The organism is Carbonicoccus niuqiaonis, from assembly GCF_050157065.1.
Lineage (GTDB): Bacteria > Actinomycetota > Actinomycetes > Propionibacteriales > Propionibacteriaceae > Avipropionibacterium.
In genome coordinates, this window is the sequence record NZ_CP189573.1 from 697,577 (window position 1) to 718,300 (window position 20,724).

Here is a 20,724-nt window from a genome sequence, read left to right on the forward strand (position 1 = left end):
AGGCCGTCCAGATGCAGAAGGTGTTGATCGCCAACCGTGGCGAGATCGCGGTCCGGGTCATCCGGGCCTGCGCCGAAGCCGGCTACGCCTCGGTCGCGGTCTACGCCGACCAGGACGCCGAAGCGTTGCACGTCCGGCTGGCCGACGAGGCGTACGGGCTGGGTGGCACCACCGCGGCCGACACCTACCTCGACATCGAGTCGTTGCTGGCTGCGGCGGACCGGTCCGGTGCCGACGCCGTCCACCCCGGGTACGGGTTCCTGTCCGAGAGTGCGGACTTCGCCCGCGCGGTGGAGGAGGCGGGGCTGACCTGGATCGGCCCGACCCCCGACAGCATCGACAAGTTGGGCGACAAGGTGACCGCCCGCCGGATCGCCGAACAGGTCGGGGCGCCGCTGGTGCCCGGGCTCGATCGGCCGCTCGCCGATGCCCAGGAGTGCCACGCATTCGCCCAGGAGCACGGATTGCCGGTGGTGATCAAGGCCGCGTACGGCGGCGGTGGCCGCGGGATGAAGGTGGTCCGCGAGCTCGACGAGGTGGCGTCGTCGTACGAGTCGGCCGTCCGGGAGGCGGTCGGTGCATTCGGACGGGGCGAATGCTTCGTCGAACGGTTCCTCGACCGACCGCGTCACGTGGAGGCCCAGGTGGTCGGCGACGGGCAGGGCACCGTGGTCGTCGTGGGGGACCGTGACTGCTCGTTGCAGCGCCGCAGTCAGAAGCTCGTCGAGGAGGCCCCGGCGCCGGGACTGACCACCGAGCAACGGGAACGGGTCCACAGCGCGGCCCGTGACATCTGTGCCGCGGTGAACTATCGCGGTGCCGGGACGGTGGAGTTCCTGCTCGGTGAGGACGGGGTGCTGACCTTCCTGGAGGTCAACACCCGGCTGCAGGTCGAGCATCCGGTGACCGAGGCGGTGACCGGCGTCGACCTGGTCCGTGAGCAGTTCCGGATCGCTGAGGGGCAAGGGTTGTCGATCACGAAGACCCCGACCCCGGTCGGACACGCACTGGAGTTGCGCATCAACGCCGAGGACCCGGCACGGGGCTTCCTGCCGAGCCCGGGACGGGTGACGGGCCTGCGGGTGCCCGCCGGGCCGGGGATCCGGTGGGATGCCGGCGTCGAGGTCGGTGACGTCGTCCAGCCGGCGTTCGACTCGATGCTTGCGAAGTTGATCATCGTCGCACCGGACCGGGATGCGGTGCTGGTACGCACCCGGCGGGCCTTGCGCGAGCTGGCCGTCGAGGGTCCGGCGACCGTCGTACCGTTCCTGGGCCTGTTGCTGGACGATGCGGACTTCTCCACCGACGGTTTCGCGGTCAGCACGCAGTGGATCGAGACCGTGGCCATGCCGCGGATCCAACAGGGTCAGGTCAGGCCCGATCCCGTTCCGGAGCAGGGAATGCAGCGATTCGGTGTCGAGCTGGACGGCCGGCGGGTGGTGCTCGGACTGCCGGCGGAACTGCTGCAAGGACTGGCTGGCGCCGGTGGAGCTGCGGCCGCCGGCGGCGCCGGCGACTCCGGTGGTGCCGCCGATGACACGGCCGTGCTGCCACCGTCGGGGGGTGCGCTGGTGGAATGGTTGGTCGACGACGGCGCAACCGTCGCCGAGAGTGACGACATCGCCGTCCTGGACGCGATGAAGATGGAGACCCGGGTCAGTGCCCATCGCGCCGGAACCCTGCAGCAGCTGGTCGAGGTCGGCGCCGTGGTGGGTGCCGACGACCCGATCGCCAAGATCAACACCGGCGAGCAGGCCGACACGAACGACGAGCAGGGGATATGACGGTGGCTGATCAACTCGAGGTGTCGATCCGGGTGCCGCTGGGCAGCCCGTTGCCCAAGCTGGCCGAGTACGCCGCCGTCTGTGAACAGGCGGGACTCTCCGGGGTCGGCGTACCCGACCACCACCACACCGGACGTGACGCGTACGTGGCGTTGGCGGCGATGGCACACACCACCAACGCGCTGCGACTGTTCCCGGCAACCTCCAACACGGTGACCCGACACCCGCTGGTGCTGGCCTCGCTGCTCAACTCGCTCGACGAGCTGGCGCCGGGACGGGCCATGCTCACCGTGGCCCCCGGCTTCCTGTCGGTGGAGAAGGCGGGCGCGGCACCGGAGCGTCGGGCCCGGCTCAAGGAGGTCCTGCTGGCGCTGCGCGGCCTGATCAACACCGGGAAGGCCGAGTTCGACGGGCAGCCGTTGCACCTCGACAGCCGCCCCGCCGACGGGGCCGAGGTGATCCTGCTGGCGTCGGGGCCGAAGCTGCTCGAGCTGGCGGGGGAGGCCGCCGACGGCGTGATGATGTTGGTCGGCCTGCATCCCGACGGGGTCGCGGCTGCGCGCGACCACGTCCGGCGCGGTGCCGAGCGGGCCGGCCGGGACCCCGACAGCATCGCCGAGATCTTCATCACCCCGTTCGGGTTGGGTGAGCGGACCGAGCTGCGGCGCTACCCGCAGGGCTGGTTCCGGGAGGGGCAGCCGTGGCTGCGCTACCCCAGTGTGTCCAACCTGCGGTGGCTCCGCGCGTCCGGCATCGACATCGCCGACGACTTCGACCCGGGGAGTGTGTCGGACGAGCAGGCCGACCAGGTGCTCGATGCGTTCGGGCTGTTCGGCACCGCCGAGGAGTGCGCCGACCGCCTGGTCCGGGCCCGCGAGGAACTGGGCCTGCGGCGGATGTTCCTGTTCCCCGACCACACTTGGGACAACCACTACGAGTTCCCGGCCGACCACGTCCGGGCCTTCGCCGACGTGATCGGTCCGCGGATCAACCGCTGAACCCGCCGCGCACTCCGGCCCCGTGCCCCCGGACCGGCCGCCCAGGGCCTGCGGATTCGGATAGGTTTGACGACCGACCGGCGACACCACCGCCGCGGTCGACGATGCGGAGGACCCGATGACGCCCGGCACCACTTGGTCGGTGTTCACCAAGCCGTGGCCGACCTTGGCCGCCCCCGAGCTGGCGTCGGTCGTCCACGCGATGGGCCTGACGGCCGTGGAGCTCCCGGTCCGCCCCGGCTGTGCGGTCGAGCCGGAGCATGCTGCCGACGCGTTGCCGCGCTACGCCGCCGAGCTGGCCGAGCACGGGGTGGTGATCAGCAGCGTCGCCGCGGACCCGACCGAGGCGGTGCTGGCCGGTTGCCGGGCTGCCGGTGTCGACCTGGTCCGGATGATGGCGCGGATCGACGGGGACCACCGCGCCGGGATCGCCACCTGGCACCGTCGACTCGACGCCCTGGTCGAGCCGGTCGCCCGGTACGGCGTCGCGGTCGGCCTGCAACCGCACGAGGGACCGTACGTGCCGACGGCACTGGCCATGATGGAACTGCTGGATCCGTTGCCCAGCAAGGGTTTCGGCCTGGTCTGGGACGCCGGGCACGAAGGGCTCGGCGGGGACGACCCACGGCGGAGCATCGACGCCGCGTACGAGCGGATCCTGCAGGTCAACCTGAAGAACGCGCGATGGGTGCCGACCGACCTGACCGACGCCGCGGGCCAACCCCGACGCCGGCCGGAGTGGGTCGCCGGCGGTGAGGGCAGCTGTGACTGGGGTGTGGTGCTGCACCACCTCGCCCGGCACGGCTATGGCGGCCCCTTCTGCCTGCCCGCCGAGTACTCCGCCGAGCAGGCCGACGTGAGCCGGCTCGTCCGAGATGATCATGCGCTGGCCCGCTCCCTGTTCCACTGACTCGCCGCCGTCGACACGAGGACCCGCCATGACATCACCGGACACCGAACCGACCACCCGGGCGGCACACGTCGTGCTGCCGAACGAGCGCGGCGGTTGGTGGCACGAGTACGTGTGCCCGGTGCACGGCACCGAACTGCTGCACGACGACATGCTCGGCGGGACGTTCCCGCCGGCCGGGGTGCGGTGCCCGCACGGCTGCCTGCTCGACACTCCGGCCATCCGGGGTGCCTGGACGGTGCTGGCGCACCAGGCCTGCGCGGTCCGGATCCGCGACCTCGCACTCGCCGGCCCCGACCATGATCAACAGGTGCTGGACGTGCTCACCCAGTGGGCGGAGCTGTACGCCGGACTCGATTCCGATCATGAGGGATCGCAGGCCTGGATGCTGCGCGGGAGGCTGTTCCACCAGGCCCTCACCGAGGCGATCTGGGCGGTGCACATCGGGCGAGCGTGCTGGGCGTTGCGCGACCGCGAGGTGGTGCTGCCGACCCAGGTCGACGCCCTCCTCACCGGGCTGGTCGAGGCGGCGGCGACCGCCCGGGAAACCCTGCTGGGGCAGGGAAGGTTCACCTCGAACTTCGTTGCCTGGCTGGACGCCGCCGGGGCCGTCTGCAGCCGCGACGAGGGCTGGCTGACCGGCGACCACGGGACGTACGCACATCTGCGGGCGGCGGTGCTGCCCGACGGCTGGCAGTGGGAGGCGAGCACCTACTACCACTCGTTCGTGCTGCGGGCCTGTCTGGTCGCGATCGACGGGGTGCCCGGTGCCGTCGTACCGGACGACGTCGCCGAACGGCTGGCCGCGATGCGGCGCGTACTGCAGGACCTGCGGACCGGGTCGGGAGAGCTGCCGGCACTGCACGACGGGCCGTACCGTCGGCCCGGCTACGACGCCGAGCTGGCCGAGCTGGACCTCGCCGCCGACCTTCCGGCCGGACCGGCGACCTCGGTGGTGGTCCAGCCGGACGGTGGGTACGCGGTGCTGCGACGCCCCGGCCTGCAGGCGGTGGTCGCCTTCGGACCGCACGGCAGCTCACACGGCCACTTCGACACCCTGTCGCTGTTGCTGTACGGCGACCGGTCCCCGTTCCAGGCCGACCCCGGGCAGGTGCCGTACGGGCACCGGTACTGGCGGACCCACTACGCCAGCACCACGGCCCACCCGACCTTCAGCATCGACGGTCATGATCAGGAGGCCGGGCCGGGCGAGTTGATCAGCCACGACGACACGTCGGTCGTGGTGGCGAGTGCGCTGGCGTACCCGGGCGTCCACGCGACCCGGAGCCTGCGGCTCACCGACGCCGGTCTGGTCGACGAGCTGACCGTACGGTGTGACCGCCCGCACCGGATCGCCCTGCACCTGCGACCCGTCGGTGGCTTCCGGGTGACCCACCACCCCAACGGTGTGACGACCCACTGGGCCGGGGACGGGGAACACCTGGTCGGGGAGCACGAGGTGACGGCACCCGCCGAGGTGCTGCTGCGACCCGGCCCCGGGCCCGCGGATGACCCGCAACGCGGTGTCCCGCACCTGGACTGGGTGGCCGTCGACAGCACCGACGTCACGTTCCGCTCCACCTACCGGGTGGTCGACGGGGCCGACGCCACCCACCGCTGAGCGGGCCGGAGTGCGTCGAATCGGCGCTGTCGGTGGGCTGGCCTACGATGGCTGGGCCATGATCGTCGACCGCGAGGACCCCATGCCTGACAGCCGTTCCGCCGAACTCTTCGCGCGCGCCCAGCAGGTGATCCCGGGTGGGGTCAACTCGCCGGTCCGGGCGTTCGCCTCGGTCGGCGGCACCCCCCGGTTCATCGCGAGCGCCCGGGGTGCGTACCTGGTCGACGTGGACGGCAACGAGCTGGTCGACCTGGTCTGCTCGTGGGGGCCGATGCTGTTGGGCCACGCCCACCCCGAGGTGATCGAGGCGGTGACCCGAACCGCCGCCGGCGGCACCTCGTACGGTGCCCCCACCGAGGCGGAGGTCGAGCTGGCGGCCGCCATCGTCGACCGCACCCCCGTCGAGCAGGTGCGGCTGGTCAACTCCGGCACCGAGGCCACGATGAGCGTGTTGCGGCTGGCTCGCGGCATCACCGGCCGCGACCTGGTGGTGAAGTTCGCCGGCTGCTACCACGGCCACGCCGACGCGCTGCTGGCCGAGGCCGGTTCCGGCGTCGCCACGCTCGCCCTGCCGGGCACCCCCGGCGTCACGGCCGGGACCACCGCCGACACGCTCGTGCTGCCGTACAACGATCGTGACGCCGTCACCGCCGCGTTCGCCGAGCACGGCGACCGGATCGCCTGCATCATCACCGAGGCCGCCGCGGGCAACATGGGCGTCGTCGCCCCTGCCACGGTCGCCGGGGTCTCGTTCAACGAGTTCCTGCGCCGGGCCTGCCACGACCACGGGGCGCTGTACGTGTCCGACGAGGTGATGACCGGGTTCCGCGTGTCGGCCAGCGGACAGTTCGGCCGCGACGGCGTGACGCCCGACCTGATGACCTTCGGCAAGGTGATGGGCGGCGGGTTCCCGGCGGCCGCGTTCGGTGGCCGCGCCGAGCTGATGCAGCACCTGGCACCGGTCGGCGGGGTCTACCAGGCCGGCACGCTGTCGGGCAATCCGGTGGCCACCAGCGCCGGGCTGACCACGCTGCGGCTCGCCACCGCGGAGGTGTACGACCACCTCGACCGGGTCTCGGCCCGGCTGCAGGACGAGGTCCGTACGGCATTCACCGCGGCCGGGGTGCCGCACGTGATCGGCAGCGCCGGCAACCTGTTCAGCGTCTTCCTGACCGACCTGGCCGAGGTGCACGACTACGCCGACGCGAGGACCACCGACACCACCGCGTACGCGGCCTTCTTCCACGCCATGTTGGACGCCGGGATCCACCTGCCACCCAGCGCGTACGAGGCGTGGTTCCTGTCGTCGGCCCACGACGACGCCGTGCTCGACCGGGTCGTCGCCGCACTGCCCGGGGCCGCCCGGGCCGCCGCGGCCGCGACCACCGGTGCCACCAGCTGAACCCGACCGAGATCGCCGGGCGGCCACGGGTTGGTGCGCGTGGCAGAATGGGCCCGGAGCGTCCGTGCCCGAGTGAGGAGAACTGCATGTCCGACGGCGACCGCACCGTGGTGCACCTGGTGCGTCACGGCGAGGTTCACAACCCCGGTGGTGTGCTGTACGGGCGGCTGCCCGACTTCCACCTGTCCGACCTCGGCATCCAGATGGCCGAGGTGGCGGCCGAGTGGTCCCGGGACCGCGACATCACCCACCTGCGCTGCTCGCCGCTGGAGCGGGCGCAGGAGACGATGGCGCCGATCGCCGAGCTGCGGCCCGAGCTGTCGGTGGTGACCGACGGTCGGGTGATCGAGGCGAGCAACCAGTTCGAGGGCAAGGTGTTCAACGCCTCGTCGAAGACCCTGCTCGACCCGCGCAACTGGTGGCTGCTCCGCAACCCGCTGCGGCCCAGCTGGGGGGAGCGCTACACCGACATCGTCGCCCGGATGCGGCTCGCCATCGCCGACGCCGCCGAAGCGGCCAAGGGGCACGAGGCCCTGATCGTGTCGCACCAGCTGCCGATCTGGATGGCCCGCTGTGACGCGGTGGGCAAGTCGCTGGTCCACGATCCGCGCAAGCGTGAGTGCCGGCTCGCCAGCGTGACCTCGTTCACGCTGATCGACGGTCGGGTCACCTCGGTCGCCTACACCGAGCCCGCGAAGGACCTGTTGCTGGAACAGAAGACGAAGAAGTTCGTGGCCGGGGCGTGACCATGGTCGGGCGGTGGTCGGAACGGCGGTGGGTGGAACGGCGGTCGGCGGGCCGCCGGTGGGCGGGCCGTCGGGGGCTGGGCGCGGTGGTGGCACTCGTGCTGCTGGCGCTGTTGTCGGCCTGCAACAGCGGTCCGACCGAGACTGCTGGCCAGGGGTTCGTCGAGGCCGAGCCGGGCGTGACCCAGGTGCCGCCGGCGGAGCGGCAGGCCGCGCCGGTGGTGCACGGCACCAGCCTGGACGGTGAGCCGCTGTCGACCGAGGACTACCCGGGCAAGGTGATCGTGATCAACGTCTGGGGTTCGTGGTGCCCGCCCTGCCGCGCGGAGGCCCCCGACCTGGTGGCCGCCGCCGACCAGACCGCGGAGGTCGCCCAGTTCATCGGTCTCAACATCCGCGACCCCGACCCGGCGCAGGCGCAGGCGTTCGTGCGTGCGTTCGACATCACCTATCCGAGCATCTACGACCCGTCGGGTGCCGAACTGCTCAAGTTCGCCGACCACCTGCCGCCGGGGATGATTCCGTCCACCCTGGTGATCGACGCCGACGGCCGGGTCGCGGCCCGAGTCATCGGCGTGATCAGTACGGGGTCGTTGGTCGCTCTGGTCAACGACGTGGCCGAGGGACGCTGAGGCCATGATCCCCCTCGACATCGGGCAGTGGGCGGCCGAAGCCGTCGCCTCCTCCATGATCATCGCGATCCCGGTGGCCCTGCTGGCCGGGCTGGTGTCCTTCTTCTCCCCGTGCGTCGTGCCGCTGCTGCCGGGCTACCTGTCGTACGCGACCGGGCTCAGCGCGACCGAGGTGGTGGAGGGGCGTGGCAACAAGGGCCGGATGCTGGCCGGGGCGTCACTCTTCGTCCTCGGGTTCGCGGCGGTGTTCGTGCTGACCGGCGCGATCGCCGGTGGCGCGGGCCGTACGTTGCTGGAGTGGCGTGACGTGATCACCCGGGTGCTCGGGGTGGTGGTGATCATCGTCGGACTGATCTTCGCCGGCTGGTTGCCGATCGGTCGCCGTGACCTGCGGCTCAACCGGGTGCCCGCCGTCGGGGTTGCCGGGGCCCCGCTGCTCGGCGTCGTCTTCGGGCTGGGCTGGACCCCGTGCATCGGCCCGACGTTGACGGTCGTGATCTCGATGGCCTGGACCGAGGGTTCGGCGGTCCGCGGTGCCCTGTTGGCGTTCGTGTACGCCCTTGGGCTCGGCCTGCCGTTCGTGCTGGTCGCCCTCGGGTTCACCAGGTTGACCAAGGTGGTCGACGTGATGCGGCGTCACCAGCGGTTGATCATGCGCATCGGCGGGGTGGCGATGATCATCGTCGGCATCATGCTCGTCACGGGCCTGTGGGACCTGCTGATGGCCCAGGCCCGCAATCTCATCGCGCTCTTCACCCCGGTGATCTGATCATGGGGACCCGAGACACCACCGACCCCGCCGCGCGCACGACCCGCCGGGCGACGAAGGACCGGCCCGCCAAGTCCGAGCCCGACGCCACGAAGCCGGACGCCACGAAGCCGGACGCCACGAAGGCCGACGCGACGACGGCCGACGACACGAAGGCCAAGACCCCTCGCCGGGGGACCGAGGAAGCCCCGGCTCTCGGGCTGCGGGCCACGCTGCGTTACTGGTGGAACCAGCTGACCTCGATGCGGACCGCGTTGATCCTGCTGTTCTGCCTGGCCCTGGCGGCCATCCCGGGGTCGATCGTGCCGCAGCGGTCGGTGTCACCGATCCAGGTCGAGGACTTCATCGAGGCCAACCCGGGGCTGGGCGAGTTCTACGACCGGATCGGCATGTTCGACGTGTTCTCGTCGGTCTGGTTCTCCTCGATCTACCTGTTGCTGTTCGTGTCGCTGATCGGCTGCATCCTGCCGCGGGTCATGGTGTACGCGAAGGCGGTGCGGGCCGAACCGGTCCGTACTCCGGCCCGCCTCACCCGGCTGCCGGTGCACCAGGTGGTGGCCCGTCGCACCGAAACAGGCGACGGCACCGATGCCGAGAACGGGGCAGAGGTCGACGACACCGACGACGTCCTGGAGCGCGCCGCCGAGCACCTGCGGTCGCGTCGGTTCCGGGTGGCCGTACGGGGGGACAACCTGTCCGCCGAACGGGGCTACCTCCGCGAGGCCGGCAACCTGGTGTTCCACCTGAGCCTGGTGCTGTTGTTGATCGGGGTGGCGATCGGGACGCTGTACGGCTACCGCGGCAGCGCCATCGTCGTCGTGGGGAACAGCTTCTCCAACACGATGACGCAGTACGACGACCTGACGTCCGGGCCGCGGTTCGACGCGGGCGACCTGGCCCCGTTCCACATCACCGTGGACCACTTCGAGGCACAGTTCGAGACCGGTGAGGTGCAGACCGGCGCGGCGCGGGTGTTCCGGGCCGACACCACGGTGATCGACCGGCCCGGCGCGACGCCGCGGCAGGAGACCATTGAGGTCAACCACCCACTCGAGATGGGCGGGACCCAGGTGCACGTCCTCGGCCACGGCTATGCCCCGACGGTGACGGTGCGTGACAGCAACGGCGACATCGCCTGGCAGGGGCCGGTGGTGTTCCTGCCGCAGGACGGCAACTTCTCCTCCGCCGGCGCGATCAAGGCGGTCGACGCCCGGCCCGAGCAGTTGGCGTTCCAGGGCTTCTTCCTGCCCACCGGGATCGTCGACGAGTACGGTCCGCGCTCGGTGTTCCCCGATGCGTTGGCGCCGCGGCTGTTCCTGAACGCGTGGTACGGCCCGCCCCGGGTCGAGACCGGGGAGCCGCAGAACGTGTACTCCCTCGACACCCGCGGGCTGACCCAGTTCACCGAGGGCGACGACGTACTGCGGATGCAGATGAAGCCCGGTGACACCGTGACACTGCCCGACGGCAAGGGGTCGATCACGTTCGACGGCTACGACCGGTGGGTGAAGTTGCAGATCAGCCGTACGCCCGCGCTGTGGCTCACCGCCGGCTCGATCGGGGCCGCCGTACTCGGACTTTGCCTGTCACTGTTCATCCGGCCCCGCCGGCTCTGGGTGCGGGTCACCGACGACGAGATCCACGTTGCCGGACTCGACCGGGCGGACGCCCGACACGGGTTGGACGATGACGTCGCGGCCCTGGCCGCGGCAGCCGGCGGGGGATCCGAGGAGTTCGACGCCGAGGATGACGAGGATGGCGAGGACCACGACCGCGAGGACGAGGACGGCGAGGACGAGGACGGCGAGGACGAGGACGGCGAGGACGGCGAGGACGAGGACGGCGAGGACGAGGGACGCCTCGACAAGCTCGACGAGCGCTGAATCACGGTCCCGAGGCGCCTGCTGACGCTCCCCGAGCTTGCCGAGGGGCTCGCCGGGCGTGGGGCAGCCTGAAAGGTATACAGTTGGTCCCGGCCGCCGACCATCCGGCTGGCCGAGCAGAGAGTGGTGGAACGAATGTCCGACTGGGCCAACCTGTCCGACCTTGCGATCCTGACGGCACTGGTGTTCTACCTGCTGTCGCTGGTCGCCCACGCCATCGAGTGGGGCGTGGCCCGGAACGTCACGGCGATCCCGGTCGCGAAGCGGGCCCCGCGCCGGACCAAGGCGTTGGCAACCGCTGGCGCCGGACCCGCCATCGAGAGTGACGCCAGCGAGGCCGACGACACCGACCACGTCGACACGACCGATTCCGAGGCGTCGGGCCTGGCTGACGGCGACGACGCCGGCCCCACCGGTGCTGAGGTCGACGCGGCCCGGACGCGCCGGATCGAGATGTTCGGCCGACTCGGGGTCAACCTGATGGTGCTGGCCGTGCTGTTCAACGTCGCCGGTCTGGTGTTCCGCGGGATCGCGGGCCAGCGGGCCCCGTGGGGCAACATGTACGAGTTCACGCTGTCGGCGGTCGCGCTGATCGGCCTCGCATACCTGGTGATGGCGTTCAAGTTCACGATGCGCTGGCTCGGGCTGCCGACCGCCCTCGTGACCACCCTCGGCACCGGGCTGGCCGTCACCGTCTTCTACGTCGACGTCGCCCCCCTGGTGCCCGCCCTTCACTCGGTCTGGTTCGTCGTGCACATCGCCGCGGCCGCCGTCGCCGGTGCGGCGTTCAACGTCGGCGCCCTCGCCTCGATCCTCTACCTGATCCGCAGCCGGATGGAACGCAAGGAGACCGTCCGCGGCTACTGGGCCAAGATGCCGCACTCCGACCGGCTCGACGCGATCGCGTACCGACTGCACGCCTTCGCCTTCCCGCTGTGGACCTTCGCCGTCGCCGCCGGTGCGGTCTGGGCGCAGTACGCATGGGGTCGCTTCTGGGGCTGGGATCCGAAGGAGACCTGGGCGTTGGTGACGTGGGTGATCTACGCCTGCTACCTGCACGCCCGGGCGACCGCCGGCTGGCGCGGGAAGCGGGCCGCGGTCATCGCGCTGATCGGCGTCGCCTCGTTCTGGTTCAACTTCATCGGCGTCAACATGCTGTTCAGCGGCCTGCACTCGTACGCCGGCATCTGACCGACACCGGCCCTACCACCCGAGTGCCGAGAGGGCAGTCGGAGAGGTGGCGCCCCGCTGAGTGGGCAGTTGGCGAGGTGTCGCCCCGCCGAGTGGGCAGTTGGCGAGGTGCCGCCCCGCCGAGTGGGCAGTTGGAGAGGTGTCGCCCCGCCGAGTGGGCAGTTGGAGAGGTGTCGCCCCGCCGAGTGGGCAGTTGGAGAGGTGGCATCTCGCTGAGAGGGCAGTTGGAGGGGCGGTCGTGTCGAGGATTCCTCTCCTGGTGACCTATCGGTGACCGATCCCGCTCGACACCCGCCCGTACGCGTCCCAAGCGTGTCGTGGGGCGGTTGGCGAGGTGGTGTCCCGCCGAGAGGGCAGTTGGAGAGGTGTCGCCCCGCCGAGTGGGCAGTTGGAGAGGTGGCATCTCGCTGAGAGGGCAGTTGGAGGGGCGGTCGTGTCGAGGATTCCTCTCCTGGTGACCTATCGGTGACCGATCCCGCTCGACACCCGCCCGTACGCGTCCCAAGCGTGTCGTGGGGCGGTTGGCGAGGTGGTGTCCCGCCGAGAGGGCAGTTGGAGAGGTGCCGCCCCGCCGAGTGGGCAGTTGGAGAGGTGGCATCTCGCTGAGAGGGCAGTTGGAGGGGCGGTCGTGTCGAGGATTCCTCTCCTGGTGACCTATCGGTGACCGATCCCGCTCGACACCCGCCCGTACGCGTCCCAAGCGTGTCGTGGGGCGGTTGGCGAGGTGGTGTCCCGCCGAGTGGGCAGTTGGCGAGGTGGCATCACGCCGAGTGGGCAGATGGCGAGGTGGGGCAGGCTGAGAGGGCAGTTGGCGAGGTGCCGCCCCGCCGAGTGGGCAGTTGGAGAGGTGGCATCTCGCTGAGAGGGCAGTTGGAGGGGCGGTCGTGTCGAGGATTCCTCTCCTGGTGACCTATCGGTGAACGAGCTCCGCTCCGCTGGCGTGTGAGGCCCACGAGAGGGTGGGCGGGCCGAGAGTGAAGGTGCGCCGTTCGTGTGCAGGGCCGTTCGTGTGCAGGGCCGTTCGTGTGCAGGGCCGTTCGTGTGCAGGGCCGTTCGTGTGCAGGGCCGTTCGTGTGCAGGGCCGTTCGTGTGCAGGGCCGTTCGTGTGCAGGGCCGTTCGTGTGCAGGGCCGTTCGTGTGCAGGGCCGTTCGTGTGCAGGGCCGTACGTGAGCTTGGCCTTCCTGCCGAGTCGCGACCGTCGACTCAGCGGCTGCGCGCCGGGCCCGTCGAGTCGCGCACCACGAGCCGGGTCGGGATGATCACCGGCTCCTGCGCGCGACCCTCCCGGATCACCTCGAGCAGTGTCTCGGCCGCCCGTTCGCCGGCGGCGATCACGTCCGCGGAGATCGCGGTCATCGCCGGGTAGGACCGGGCCGCGGTGATGTCGTCGCAACCGATCACCGACATGTCGTCGGGCACCGACAACCCGGCGGCCCAGATCCCCGCCATGATTCCCTGACCCAGGATGTCGTCGAAGGCGATCACCGCGGTGGCACCGCTGGCGACCACGTCGGGTGCCAGCTTGATGCCCGCCTCGTGGGTGGGCCGCAGCGCCTTGAGCGTCGTCACCTTGACCTTGTGCCGCCGGGCCGCGGACATGATCGCCTTGCGACGTTCGCCGTTGGCCCACGAGTCGGCCGGTCCGGCCGCGTACACCAGGTGCTGGTGGCCCAGCTCGGCCAGGTGGGCAACGGCCTGCCGCATCCCGATCGCCGAGTCGATCAACACCTGCGAGACCCCGTCGAGGTCGCGGTTCACCAGCACCATCGAGGTCTGCCGGGCGTGGGCGGTCAGCTCCGCGTCGCCGGACCGGGGCGCGGCCAGGATGACGCCGTCGGACTGGTGCAACAGCTTGCCCAGCAGCGTGCTCTCCTTGCCGGCGGTCTCGTCGGTGTCGCCCAGCAGCACCAGCACGTCAGCACTGTCGCACTGGCGCTCGATGCCGCGGATCAGGGGCGAGAAGAACGGGTTGGCGATGTCGGAGACGATGATGGCGATGGCGCCCTGTCGGCCGGTGCTGAGGGCCCGGGCGCTGCGGTTCGGCACGTAGTGCAGCTCCGCGGCGACCTGCCGCACCTTCTCCACCGTCTCGGGGGAGAGCATCTCGGGTCGGGAGAACGCCCGCGACACCGTTGCCGTCGAGACGCCGGCGGCCTTCGCGATCTCGCGGATCGTGGCGTGCTTGCGAGTGGTCACCTTTGTCACCATAAGGCTGAATGTCCCACATCGGTGGGAAGTTCTGCACCTGTGCCCACCAACGGTGTCCCGGGGGTCGGGCCGGCGGTGCCCGTCGTCTAGGGTGCTGATTGCAATCGCTTGCGACTGATGAGGAGACGTTGTGGCCACGACCGACAAGGCGCCGGGTGACCAGCTGGGTGTCGGCATCATCGGACTGGGCTCGATCGGCACCACCCACATGACCGCTGTCGGGGCCGTCGACGGCCTCGAACTGCGCGGCACCGTCGGTGGCAGCGGGGTCGACCAGGTCCGTTCGTACGACGACGTCGCGGGTCTGCTCGCCGACGACTCGATCCAGGTGGTCGGGATCTGCTCGCCGAGCGGCCTGCACGCCGAACACGCCATCGCCGCGCTCGAGGCCGGCAAGCACGTGCTGGTGGAGAAGCCGGTCGCCACCTCGGTCGCCGACGCGCGGCGACTGGTCGAGGTCGCCGAGCGGGCGGGGACCGTCGCCGGGGTGGTGTCACAGCGCCGGCTGGAGTCGCAGCACGTCCACCTCAAGCAGGCGATCGACGCCGGACAGTTCGGCAACCCGGTGCTCGGGGAGGCGCTGATCCGATGGCACCGCGACGCCGACTACTACAACCACGCCGCCTGGCGTCGTGCCGCTCCCGGCGGCGGCTCGCTGATGAACCAGGGCCTGCACTCGGTCGACCTGCTGCGCTGGCTCTTCGGTGAGGTGGCCGACGTCCAGGCCCAGACCGCCACCCTGGTGGCCGACATGGAGGCCGAGGACACGACCGTCGCGGCGATCCGCTTCGCCTCCGGTGCGCTGGGTGCGATCGTCACCTCGACCGCCACCAAGCCCGGCCTGCCGGCCGAGCTGAACCTCTACTTCTCCGAGGGCGCGGTGGGCATCCACCACACCGAGGTGGTCCGGTGGACCGGTGCGGCCGAGCCGCCGCCGGCCGCCTCCCGGGTCGAGAGCGGTGCGTCCTCGCCGATCATCGACGCCGAAGGCCACATCACCCAGTGGCAGGACCTGCTGCACGCCATCAACGACGGCTCGCAGCCCATGGTGACCCTCGCCGACGGTGCCGCCACCGTCGCACTCATCGAAGCGGTGTACACGTCGGCCCGCACCGGCGCCCGCGTGACCCCGGAACGGATCTGACCATGATCGACCTTGCCATCGCCGGCGTCCAGCACGGCCACTTCATGTACTTCCTCGACTCGGTCGCGGGTCGCGACGACGCCCGCATCGTCGGGTTCTCCGAGACCGATCCGGCCAAGCGGGAGGCCGTCGCCGCAGAGACCGGCCTCACCCCGTACGAGAGCCACCAGGCCCTGTTGGAGGCGACGAAGCCGACGGTGGTCGGCGTGGCCGCCGCCTTCGGTGACCGTGGGCAGATCGTGCTCGACGCGCTCGCCGCGGGTGCCCACGTCGTCGCCGACAAGCCGCTGTGCACCACGATGGAGCAGCTCGACGCGATCGAGCAGGCCGTCACCGGGACCGACCAGCAGTTGTCGGTGATGTTCGAGAAGCGTGGGTACGGACCGAGCGTCAAGGTCCGCGAACTGGTCGACGAGGGCCGTCTGGGGCAGCTGACGTTGCTGCACGCGACCGGCCCCCACAAGCTCAACAAGCCCACCCGGCCGGACTGGTTCTGGCAGCCGGAGTCGTACGGCGGCATCCTGAACGACCTGGTGGTGCACGACATCGACATGTACCTGTGGCTGACCGGGACGCAGTCGGGCACGGTCAGCGGCCGGGCCGGAAACTTCGCCCAGCTCGACAAGCCGGGCTTCGAGGATGCCGGGCTGGCCACCGTGCACGGGGACGGGGTGGACGGTGCGCCGGGGGCGATGGCCTCGCTCGAGGTGCACTGGATGTCGCCCGCGGCCGCCCCGTGGCACGGCGACTACCGGATCCGGATCACCGGCACCGAGGGCACCGCCGAGCTCAACTGGCGCACCGGTGAACTGTTCCTGGCGACCCACACCACCGAGCCCGAGCTGATCGAGTGTGCGCCGAACATCCCGGCCGCCACGTACTTCCTGGACGCGATCAGCCAGGGCGTCGAGCCGTCGGTCTCGACCGCCGACTCGATCCTCGCCACCCGGGTGTCGCTGCTGGCCCAGCAGAGCGCGGCCAACGGCGGCGAACTGCTCACCTGGCACCGCTGACGCGGGACCCGGGTCGGCCGGATGTCAGGATGGGGCCCATGCGTGATGGTGGGGCCAGCCGGACGGCTGACGGGGACGGGCGACACTTCGACCTGGCGGTGATCGGCTCGGGGTCGGGGAACTCCCTGATCGACGAGCAGTTCGCCGACCAGCGCGTGGCGCTGCTGGAGCGGGGCACCTTCGGTGGAACCTGCCTCAACGTGGGCTGCATCCCGACCAAGATGTTCGTGCTGCCGGCCGACCACGCCGCGAGCCCGGCCCAGGCCGAGCGGTTGGGCGTACGGCTTCGCTACGACGGGGTCGACTGGCCGGCCGTCCGGGACCGGATCTTCGGTCGGATCGACCCGATCTCGGCCGGTGGTGAGCAGTGGCGCCGTGAGAACGAGAACGTCACGCTGTTCCGGGCCGAGGCGAAGTTCGTCGGGGAGCGTCGGATCGACACCGGCACCGGTGAGGTGATCACCGCCGACAAGATCGTGCTGGCAGCCGGTAGCCGGGCGGTCGTGCCGTCGTGGCCCGGGATCGACCAGGTCACCGTCCACACCTCCGACACCGTGATGCGACTGGACCGGCTGCCGGAGTCGATCATGATCATCGGTGGTGGGTTCGTGGCCGCCGAGTTCGCCCACGTGTTCGGTGCCTTCGGCACCAAGGTGATCATGGTCAACCGCTCCGGTGCGCTGCTGCGACAGGAGGACGCCGAGATCTCGGCCCGGTTCACCGCCGCGATGAGTGAGCAGGTGGAGTTGCACCTCGACACCACCGTCACCCGGGTCGACCCGCTCGCCGGCGACCGGGTCGCGGTGCAGTTGTCGAACGGTGACTCCCACCAGGTCGACGTCCTGCTGGTCGCGACCGGCCGGACCCCCAACAGCGACACCCTCGACCTCGCCCGGACCGGGGTGGAGGTCGACGATGCCGGGTTGGTCCGGGTCGACAGCCGGCAGCAGACGACGGCCGACGGCATCTGGGCCCTGGGCGACATCTGCTCACCATGGCAGCTGAAGCACGTCGCCAACCATGAGGCCCGGATCGTCCAGCACAACCTGCTGCACCCCGACGACGCGATCGAGGCCGACCACCGGTTCGTCCCGCACGCGGTGTTCTCCGATCCCCAGGTCGCTGCCGTCGGGCTCACCGAAGCTGAGGCACGGTCCCGGGGGATCGACGTCGCGGTCGCGGTGCAGGACTACGGGACGGTCGCTTACGGCTGGGCGATGGAGGACACCAGCCACTGCTGCAAGTTGGTCGCCGACCGGGCCACCGGGCAGCTGGTCGGGGCCCACCTGATCGGCCCGCAGGCCTCGACGCTGGTGCAGCCGCTGATCCAGGCGATGAGCTTCGGACTCGGGGTGGCCGACATGGCCCGCGGCCAGTACTGGATCCATCCCGCGTTGCCCGAGGTCATCGAGAACGCGCTGCTGGCCCTCGAACTCTGACCGGCCGGACGCCGGGACTCAGCGGCGGTTGAGCAGTGCCCAGGTGGTCGGCAGCAGCGCGGTCGCGGCGACGATCTTGAGGGCGTCGCCGATCAGGAACGGCACCACGCCCATGCCCAGGGCGGCCGGCAGGCCGGCCCCGGTGACCACCATCAGCCACGGCACCCCGATCGCGTAGATCGCCAGGTTGCCGAGCACCATCAGGCCCAGCGCCGGGGCGACCTTGCGGTCGGCACCCTTCTGCTCGGCGAGCCGGCCCACCACGAACGCGGCCAGCAGGAAGCCGGCGATGTAGCCGAACGACGCGGCGGCGAAGCCGGACGACCCGTCGGAGAACCACGGCACCCCGGCCAGTCCGGCGAGCATGTAGACCGCCATCGAGGCGAAGCCGCGGACGCTGCCGAGGGCGGCGACGGTCAACAGCACCGCGAAGGTCTGCAGGGTCAGCGGGACGGGCGTGAACGGCAGCGGCACCACGACCTGCGCCGACAGGCCGACGAAGCCGGCTCCGGCGAGCACCAGCACGATGCTGCGGACCAGCCCGCCGGGAACGGCGTCGGCCAGGGTCCGGGGTGCTGCGACAGCGGAAACGGTGGACATGCGCGGTGACCTCCAACAGGTGCGGTTGCGGTCAGCCTACCGGAGGCCACCGGGGCCCGTCCTGCGGTCCGAGCGATGAGTACGATCGCGGACGTGACGCAGATTCCGAAAAGTGACCGGTCGGCGGTGGGGGACGGGGCCGCTGCCGCGGGGGAGCGGGCCCGGAGAACGGTCGACCGGTCGCTCTGCGGAATCCACCTCCGCCTCCCCGTGCTGGCGCTGTCCCTGCTGCTCCTGCTCGGCTGCCAGCCGGCCGGTCCGGGACCCGCGGCGACCCCGCCGCCCGGTGCAACGGCGGAAACCAGCGGTACCGCGACGGCGGGTCCGGGGTCCCCGGGCACAGCCTCCCCGGGCACGGCGTCCCCGGGGAACGGTGGGACGAACCCGACGAGCGAGGCGCCGTCGAGTCCGGCCACCACCGGCTCGTCGACCAGCTGTGCCGACCGGTTGTCCGAGTCGGACCTGATCGGTCAGCTGATGATGGTGGGGGTCAACTCCAGCCAGGTCAGCGAGGGCCAACTCCAGGTGCTGCGGGACACCCGGGCCGGTGCGGTGATCCTGATGGGCAACACCACCAACAGCGTGGCCCGGACCAAGCAGCTCACCGATCGGCTCCGGGCAGGTGCCCACCAGTCACCCGGCACGACCCTGTTCGTCGCCACCGACCACGAGGGCGGGGTCGTGCAGCGGCTGCAGGGGCCCGGCTTCGACGACATCCCGTCGGCGGAGGAGCAGGCCACCTGGTCCGATGCCGAGCTCGAACAGGCCGCCACGCGCTGGGGCAAGCAGCTGCTCGAGGCCGGGGTGAACTCGCCGCTCGGCCCGGTCGCCGACGTCGTCCCGGCCTCGATCGGCCGACGGAACGAGCCGATCAGCGCCAACCGTCGCGGCTACGGCTCCGACCCGGACGTGGTGTCGGCCAAGGTGTCGGCGGTGGTGTCCGGGTACGGCGAGGCCGGGGCGGTGAGCAGCGTCAAGCACTTCCCCGGGCTCGGCCGCGTGATCGGCAACACCGACCACCGGACCAAGGTGGTCGACGACACCACAACCCGCCATGATCCGCTGCTGTCACCGTTCCGGGCTGCCGTCGACGCGAAGGCCGACATGGTGATGGTGGCGACTGCGGTCTACAGCAAGATCGACGCCGAGCAGCCGGCCGCGTTCTCCCCGACGGTGGTCGACGGGATGATTCGGGACGACATGGGGTTCACCGGCGTGGTGATCTCCGACGACCTCGGGGTGGCCAAGCAGGTGGCGTACGTCGATGCCGGACAGCGGGCGGTGCTGTTCATCCGGGCCGGGGGTGACCTGGTGATCAACGTCGACCCGAGCACCGCCGACGAGATGGTCGACGCGATCGCGGCCGAGGCGAAGTCGGATCCCGAGTTCGCCCGACGGGTGGACCAATCCGCCGAGCGGGTGCTGCGGATGAAGGAGCGCCGCGGGCTCGCCAGCTGCTGACGTCTCGACAGGCTTCACGGGCATCTCGACAGGCTGGACGAGCGTCAGGCGGTGACCTTGAGCTGCTCGAGCGACTCCCGGGCGGCCGGCACGAGGTCGGGACGGGTGTCGGGGATGGAGGCGTAGTAGATGCCGGCGCGCCAGTCGTCCACCGCGACGATCGCGATGATCAACAACTCGCCCTTGGTCTCCAGACCCTCGATGTCGAAGCTGAGGTGGGACTCCAGGATCCACGCCTCGTGCCCGTCGATGGTGGCGGCCTGGTTCACCTTGTCGTCGCGTTCCACGATCGCGTCACCGTAGAACACCCCCAGGACGCAGCGCGCCACGATCTCCGAGCCCTGCTCGGGGGAGAAGAAGCCGTCGCCGGCCATCAGCTCGGCGACCAGGATCGAGGCGACCCAGGAGTTGGAGCCGCGATAGTTCTCCTCGACCATCACCTGCTGCTTGGCGACGTCCCGGCCGAACGGCACCCGGAGGTCGGGCTGCACGCCACCCCACGGGGATCCCAACTGGGGGTACGACAACGGGCCGCCGTGGACCCGGCCGTCACCCGGTTGCGGCTTCGGCGTCTCGAGGGAGGTCGGCATCGGCGGGCACGGGTCGGACACCGTCTCGCCGCCGGGGTTCGGGTTGACCCCGGGCGTCCGGCCGGCCAACCCGGGCAGGAAGATGGCGCCGATCACGATCAGCGCGACCACCGCTGCCCCGGCCACCAGCAGCCAGGGCCAGACCTGCCGACGGTCGTCGTCGCGACCGCCGACCTGCATCGACTCCGGCGACGCCGATCGTGGTGGCGGCGCGGACGGTGTCGGGGACAGCGCCTGGGACCACTCACGCCCGTTCCAGTACCGGAACATCCCCGGTTGGCCGCCGGGATCGGGGTACCACCCTTGCTGTCCGCTCACGGCCCAAGTCTAGG

Annotated in this window: 17 protein-coding genes; 14 read left to right on the forward strand and 3 right to left on the reverse strand. The window is 70.9% G+C overall.

All coding sequences use genetic code 11. From position 1 onward, the window contains the following. Positions 1-11: 11 nt before the first annotated feature. The 10 genes from ACQBAU_RS03145 (at position 12) to ccsB (ending at position 11,936) form a co-directional block, all read left to right on the forward strand. Positions 12-1,784, forward strand: coding sequence for an acetyl/propionyl/methylcrotonyl-CoA carboxylase subunit alpha (locus ACQBAU_RS03145; protein WP_465255225.1), 1,773 nt, complete (start codon positions 12-14; stop codon positions 1,782-1,784). Between the two features lie 2 nt (positions 1,785-1,786). Beyond that, on the forward strand, positions 1,787-2,782 hold the full coding sequence (locus tag ACQBAU_RS03150) for an LLM class flavin-dependent oxidoreductase (RefSeq protein WP_434550267.1): 996 nt from the start codon (positions 1,787-1,789) through the stop codon (positions 2,780-2,782). Positions 2,783-2,900: 118 nt separating this feature from the next. Further along, positions 2,901-3,692, forward strand: coding sequence for a sugar phosphate isomerase/epimerase family protein (locus ACQBAU_RS03155; RefSeq protein WP_465255224.1), 792 nt, complete (start codon positions 2,901-2,903; stop codon positions 3,690-3,692). Positions 3,693-3,720: 28 nt separating this feature from the next. Then, complete coding sequence (locus tag ACQBAU_RS03160) at positions 3,721-5,313, forward strand: heparinase II/III domain-containing protein (RefSeq protein WP_465255223.1); 1,593 nt, start codon at positions 3,721-3,723, stop codon at positions 5,311-5,313. 82 nt (positions 5,314-5,395) lie between these two features. Continuing rightward, complete coding sequence (gene hemL / locus ACQBAU_RS03165) at positions 5,396-6,715, forward strand: glutamate-1-semialdehyde 2,1-aminomutase (protein WP_465255222.1); 1,320 nt, start codon at positions 5,396-5,398, stop codon at positions 6,713-6,715. A gap of 86 nt (positions 6,716-6,801) precedes the next feature. Next, positions 6,802-7,461: a histidine phosphatase family protein gene (locus ACQBAU_RS03170; RefSeq protein WP_434550263.1), complete on the forward strand. Its 660-nt coding sequence runs from the start codon at positions 6,802-6,804 to the stop codon at positions 7,459-7,461. Beyond that, complete coding sequence (locus ACQBAU_RS03175) at positions 7,458-8,093, forward strand: TlpA family protein disulfide reductase (protein WP_465255221.1); 636 nt, start codon at positions 7,458-7,460, stop codon at positions 8,091-8,093. Before ACQBAU_RS03170 ends, ACQBAU_RS03175 begins: the two co-directional genes overlap by 4 nt. Before the next feature lie 4 nt (positions 8,094-8,097). Beyond that, positions 8,098-8,862, forward strand: coding sequence for a cytochrome c biogenesis CcdA family protein (locus ACQBAU_RS03180; protein WP_465255220.1), 765 nt, complete (start codon positions 8,098-8,100; stop codon positions 8,860-8,862). Positions 8,863-8,864: 2 nt separating this feature from the next. Then, on the forward strand, positions 8,865-10,745 hold the full coding sequence (gene resB, locus ACQBAU_RS03185) for a cytochrome c biogenesis protein ResB (protein ID WP_465255219.1): 1,881 nt from the start codon (positions 8,865-8,867) through the stop codon (positions 10,743-10,745). Positions 10,746-10,880: 135 nt separating this feature from the next. After that, positions 10,881-11,936: a c-type cytochrome biogenesis protein CcsB gene (ccsB, locus tag ACQBAU_RS03190; RefSeq protein WP_465255384.1), complete on the forward strand. Its 1,056-nt coding sequence runs from the start codon at positions 10,881-10,883 to the stop codon at positions 11,934-11,936. A 1,204-nt stretch (positions 11,937-13,140) separates the two neighbouring features. Here ccsB and ACQBAU_RS03195 read toward each other — a convergent pair. Continuing rightward, the gene (locus tag ACQBAU_RS03195) at positions 13,141-14,133 is read right to left on the reverse strand and encodes a LacI family DNA-binding transcriptional regulator (RefSeq protein ID WP_465255218.1); all 993 of its coding nucleotides are present in this window, start codon (positions 14,131-14,133) and stop codon (positions 13,141-13,143) included. 142 nt (positions 14,134-14,275) lie between these two features. On the opposite strand from ACQBAU_RS03195, the gene ACQBAU_RS03200 reads away from it, so the two are divergent. From ACQBAU_RS03200 to ACQBAU_RS03210, 3 genes are read left to right on the forward strand one after another with little or no spacing between them, the layout of a single operon-like run. Then, positions 14,276-15,289, forward strand: coding sequence for a Gfo/Idh/MocA family protein (locus tag ACQBAU_RS03200; RefSeq protein ID WP_434550258.1), 1,014 nt, complete (start codon positions 14,276-14,278; stop codon positions 15,287-15,289). Positions 15,290-15,291: 2 nt separating this feature from the next. Beyond that, positions 15,292-16,302, forward strand: a complete 1,011-nt coding sequence (locus ACQBAU_RS03205) for a Gfo/Idh/MocA family protein (RefSeq protein ID WP_465255217.1) — start codon at positions 15,292-15,294, stop codon at positions 16,300-16,302. Between the two features lie 38 nt (positions 16,303-16,340). Beyond that, positions 16,341-17,741 carry a mycothione reductase gene (locus ACQBAU_RS03210; RefSeq protein WP_465255216.1) on the forward strand — a complete coding sequence of 467 codons (1,401 nt, stop codon included), beginning with the start codon at positions 16,341-16,343 and terminating at the stop codon, positions 17,739-17,741. 18 nt (positions 17,742-17,759) lie between these two features. On the opposite strand, the gene ACQBAU_RS03215 is transcribed toward ACQBAU_RS03210, so the two are convergent. Next, on the reverse strand, positions 17,760-18,341 hold the full coding sequence (locus tag ACQBAU_RS03215; protein WP_465255215.1) for a biotin transporter BioY: 582 nt from the start codon (positions 18,339-18,341) through the stop codon (positions 17,760-17,762). Positions 18,342-18,434: 93 nt separating this feature from the next. Here ACQBAU_RS03215 and ACQBAU_RS03220 point away from each other — a divergent pair, with 93 nt between their 5' ends. Next, positions 18,435-19,802 (forward strand): glycoside hydrolase family 3 N-terminal domain-containing protein, encoded by a 1,368-nt coding sequence (locus tag ACQBAU_RS03220; RefSeq protein WP_465255214.1) that lies wholly within the window; start codon positions 18,435-18,437, stop codon positions 19,800-19,802. A 44-nt stretch (positions 19,803-19,846) separates the two neighbouring features. Here the strand turns inward: ACQBAU_RS03220 and ACQBAU_RS03225 are convergent, their stop codons facing one another. Next, positions 19,847-20,710 carry a DUF2510 domain-containing protein gene (locus ACQBAU_RS03225; RefSeq protein WP_465255213.1) on the reverse strand — a complete coding sequence of 288 codons (864 nt, stop codon included), beginning with the start codon at positions 20,708-20,710 and terminating at the stop codon, positions 19,847-19,849. Between the last annotated feature and the right edge of the window lie 14 nt (positions 20,711-20,724).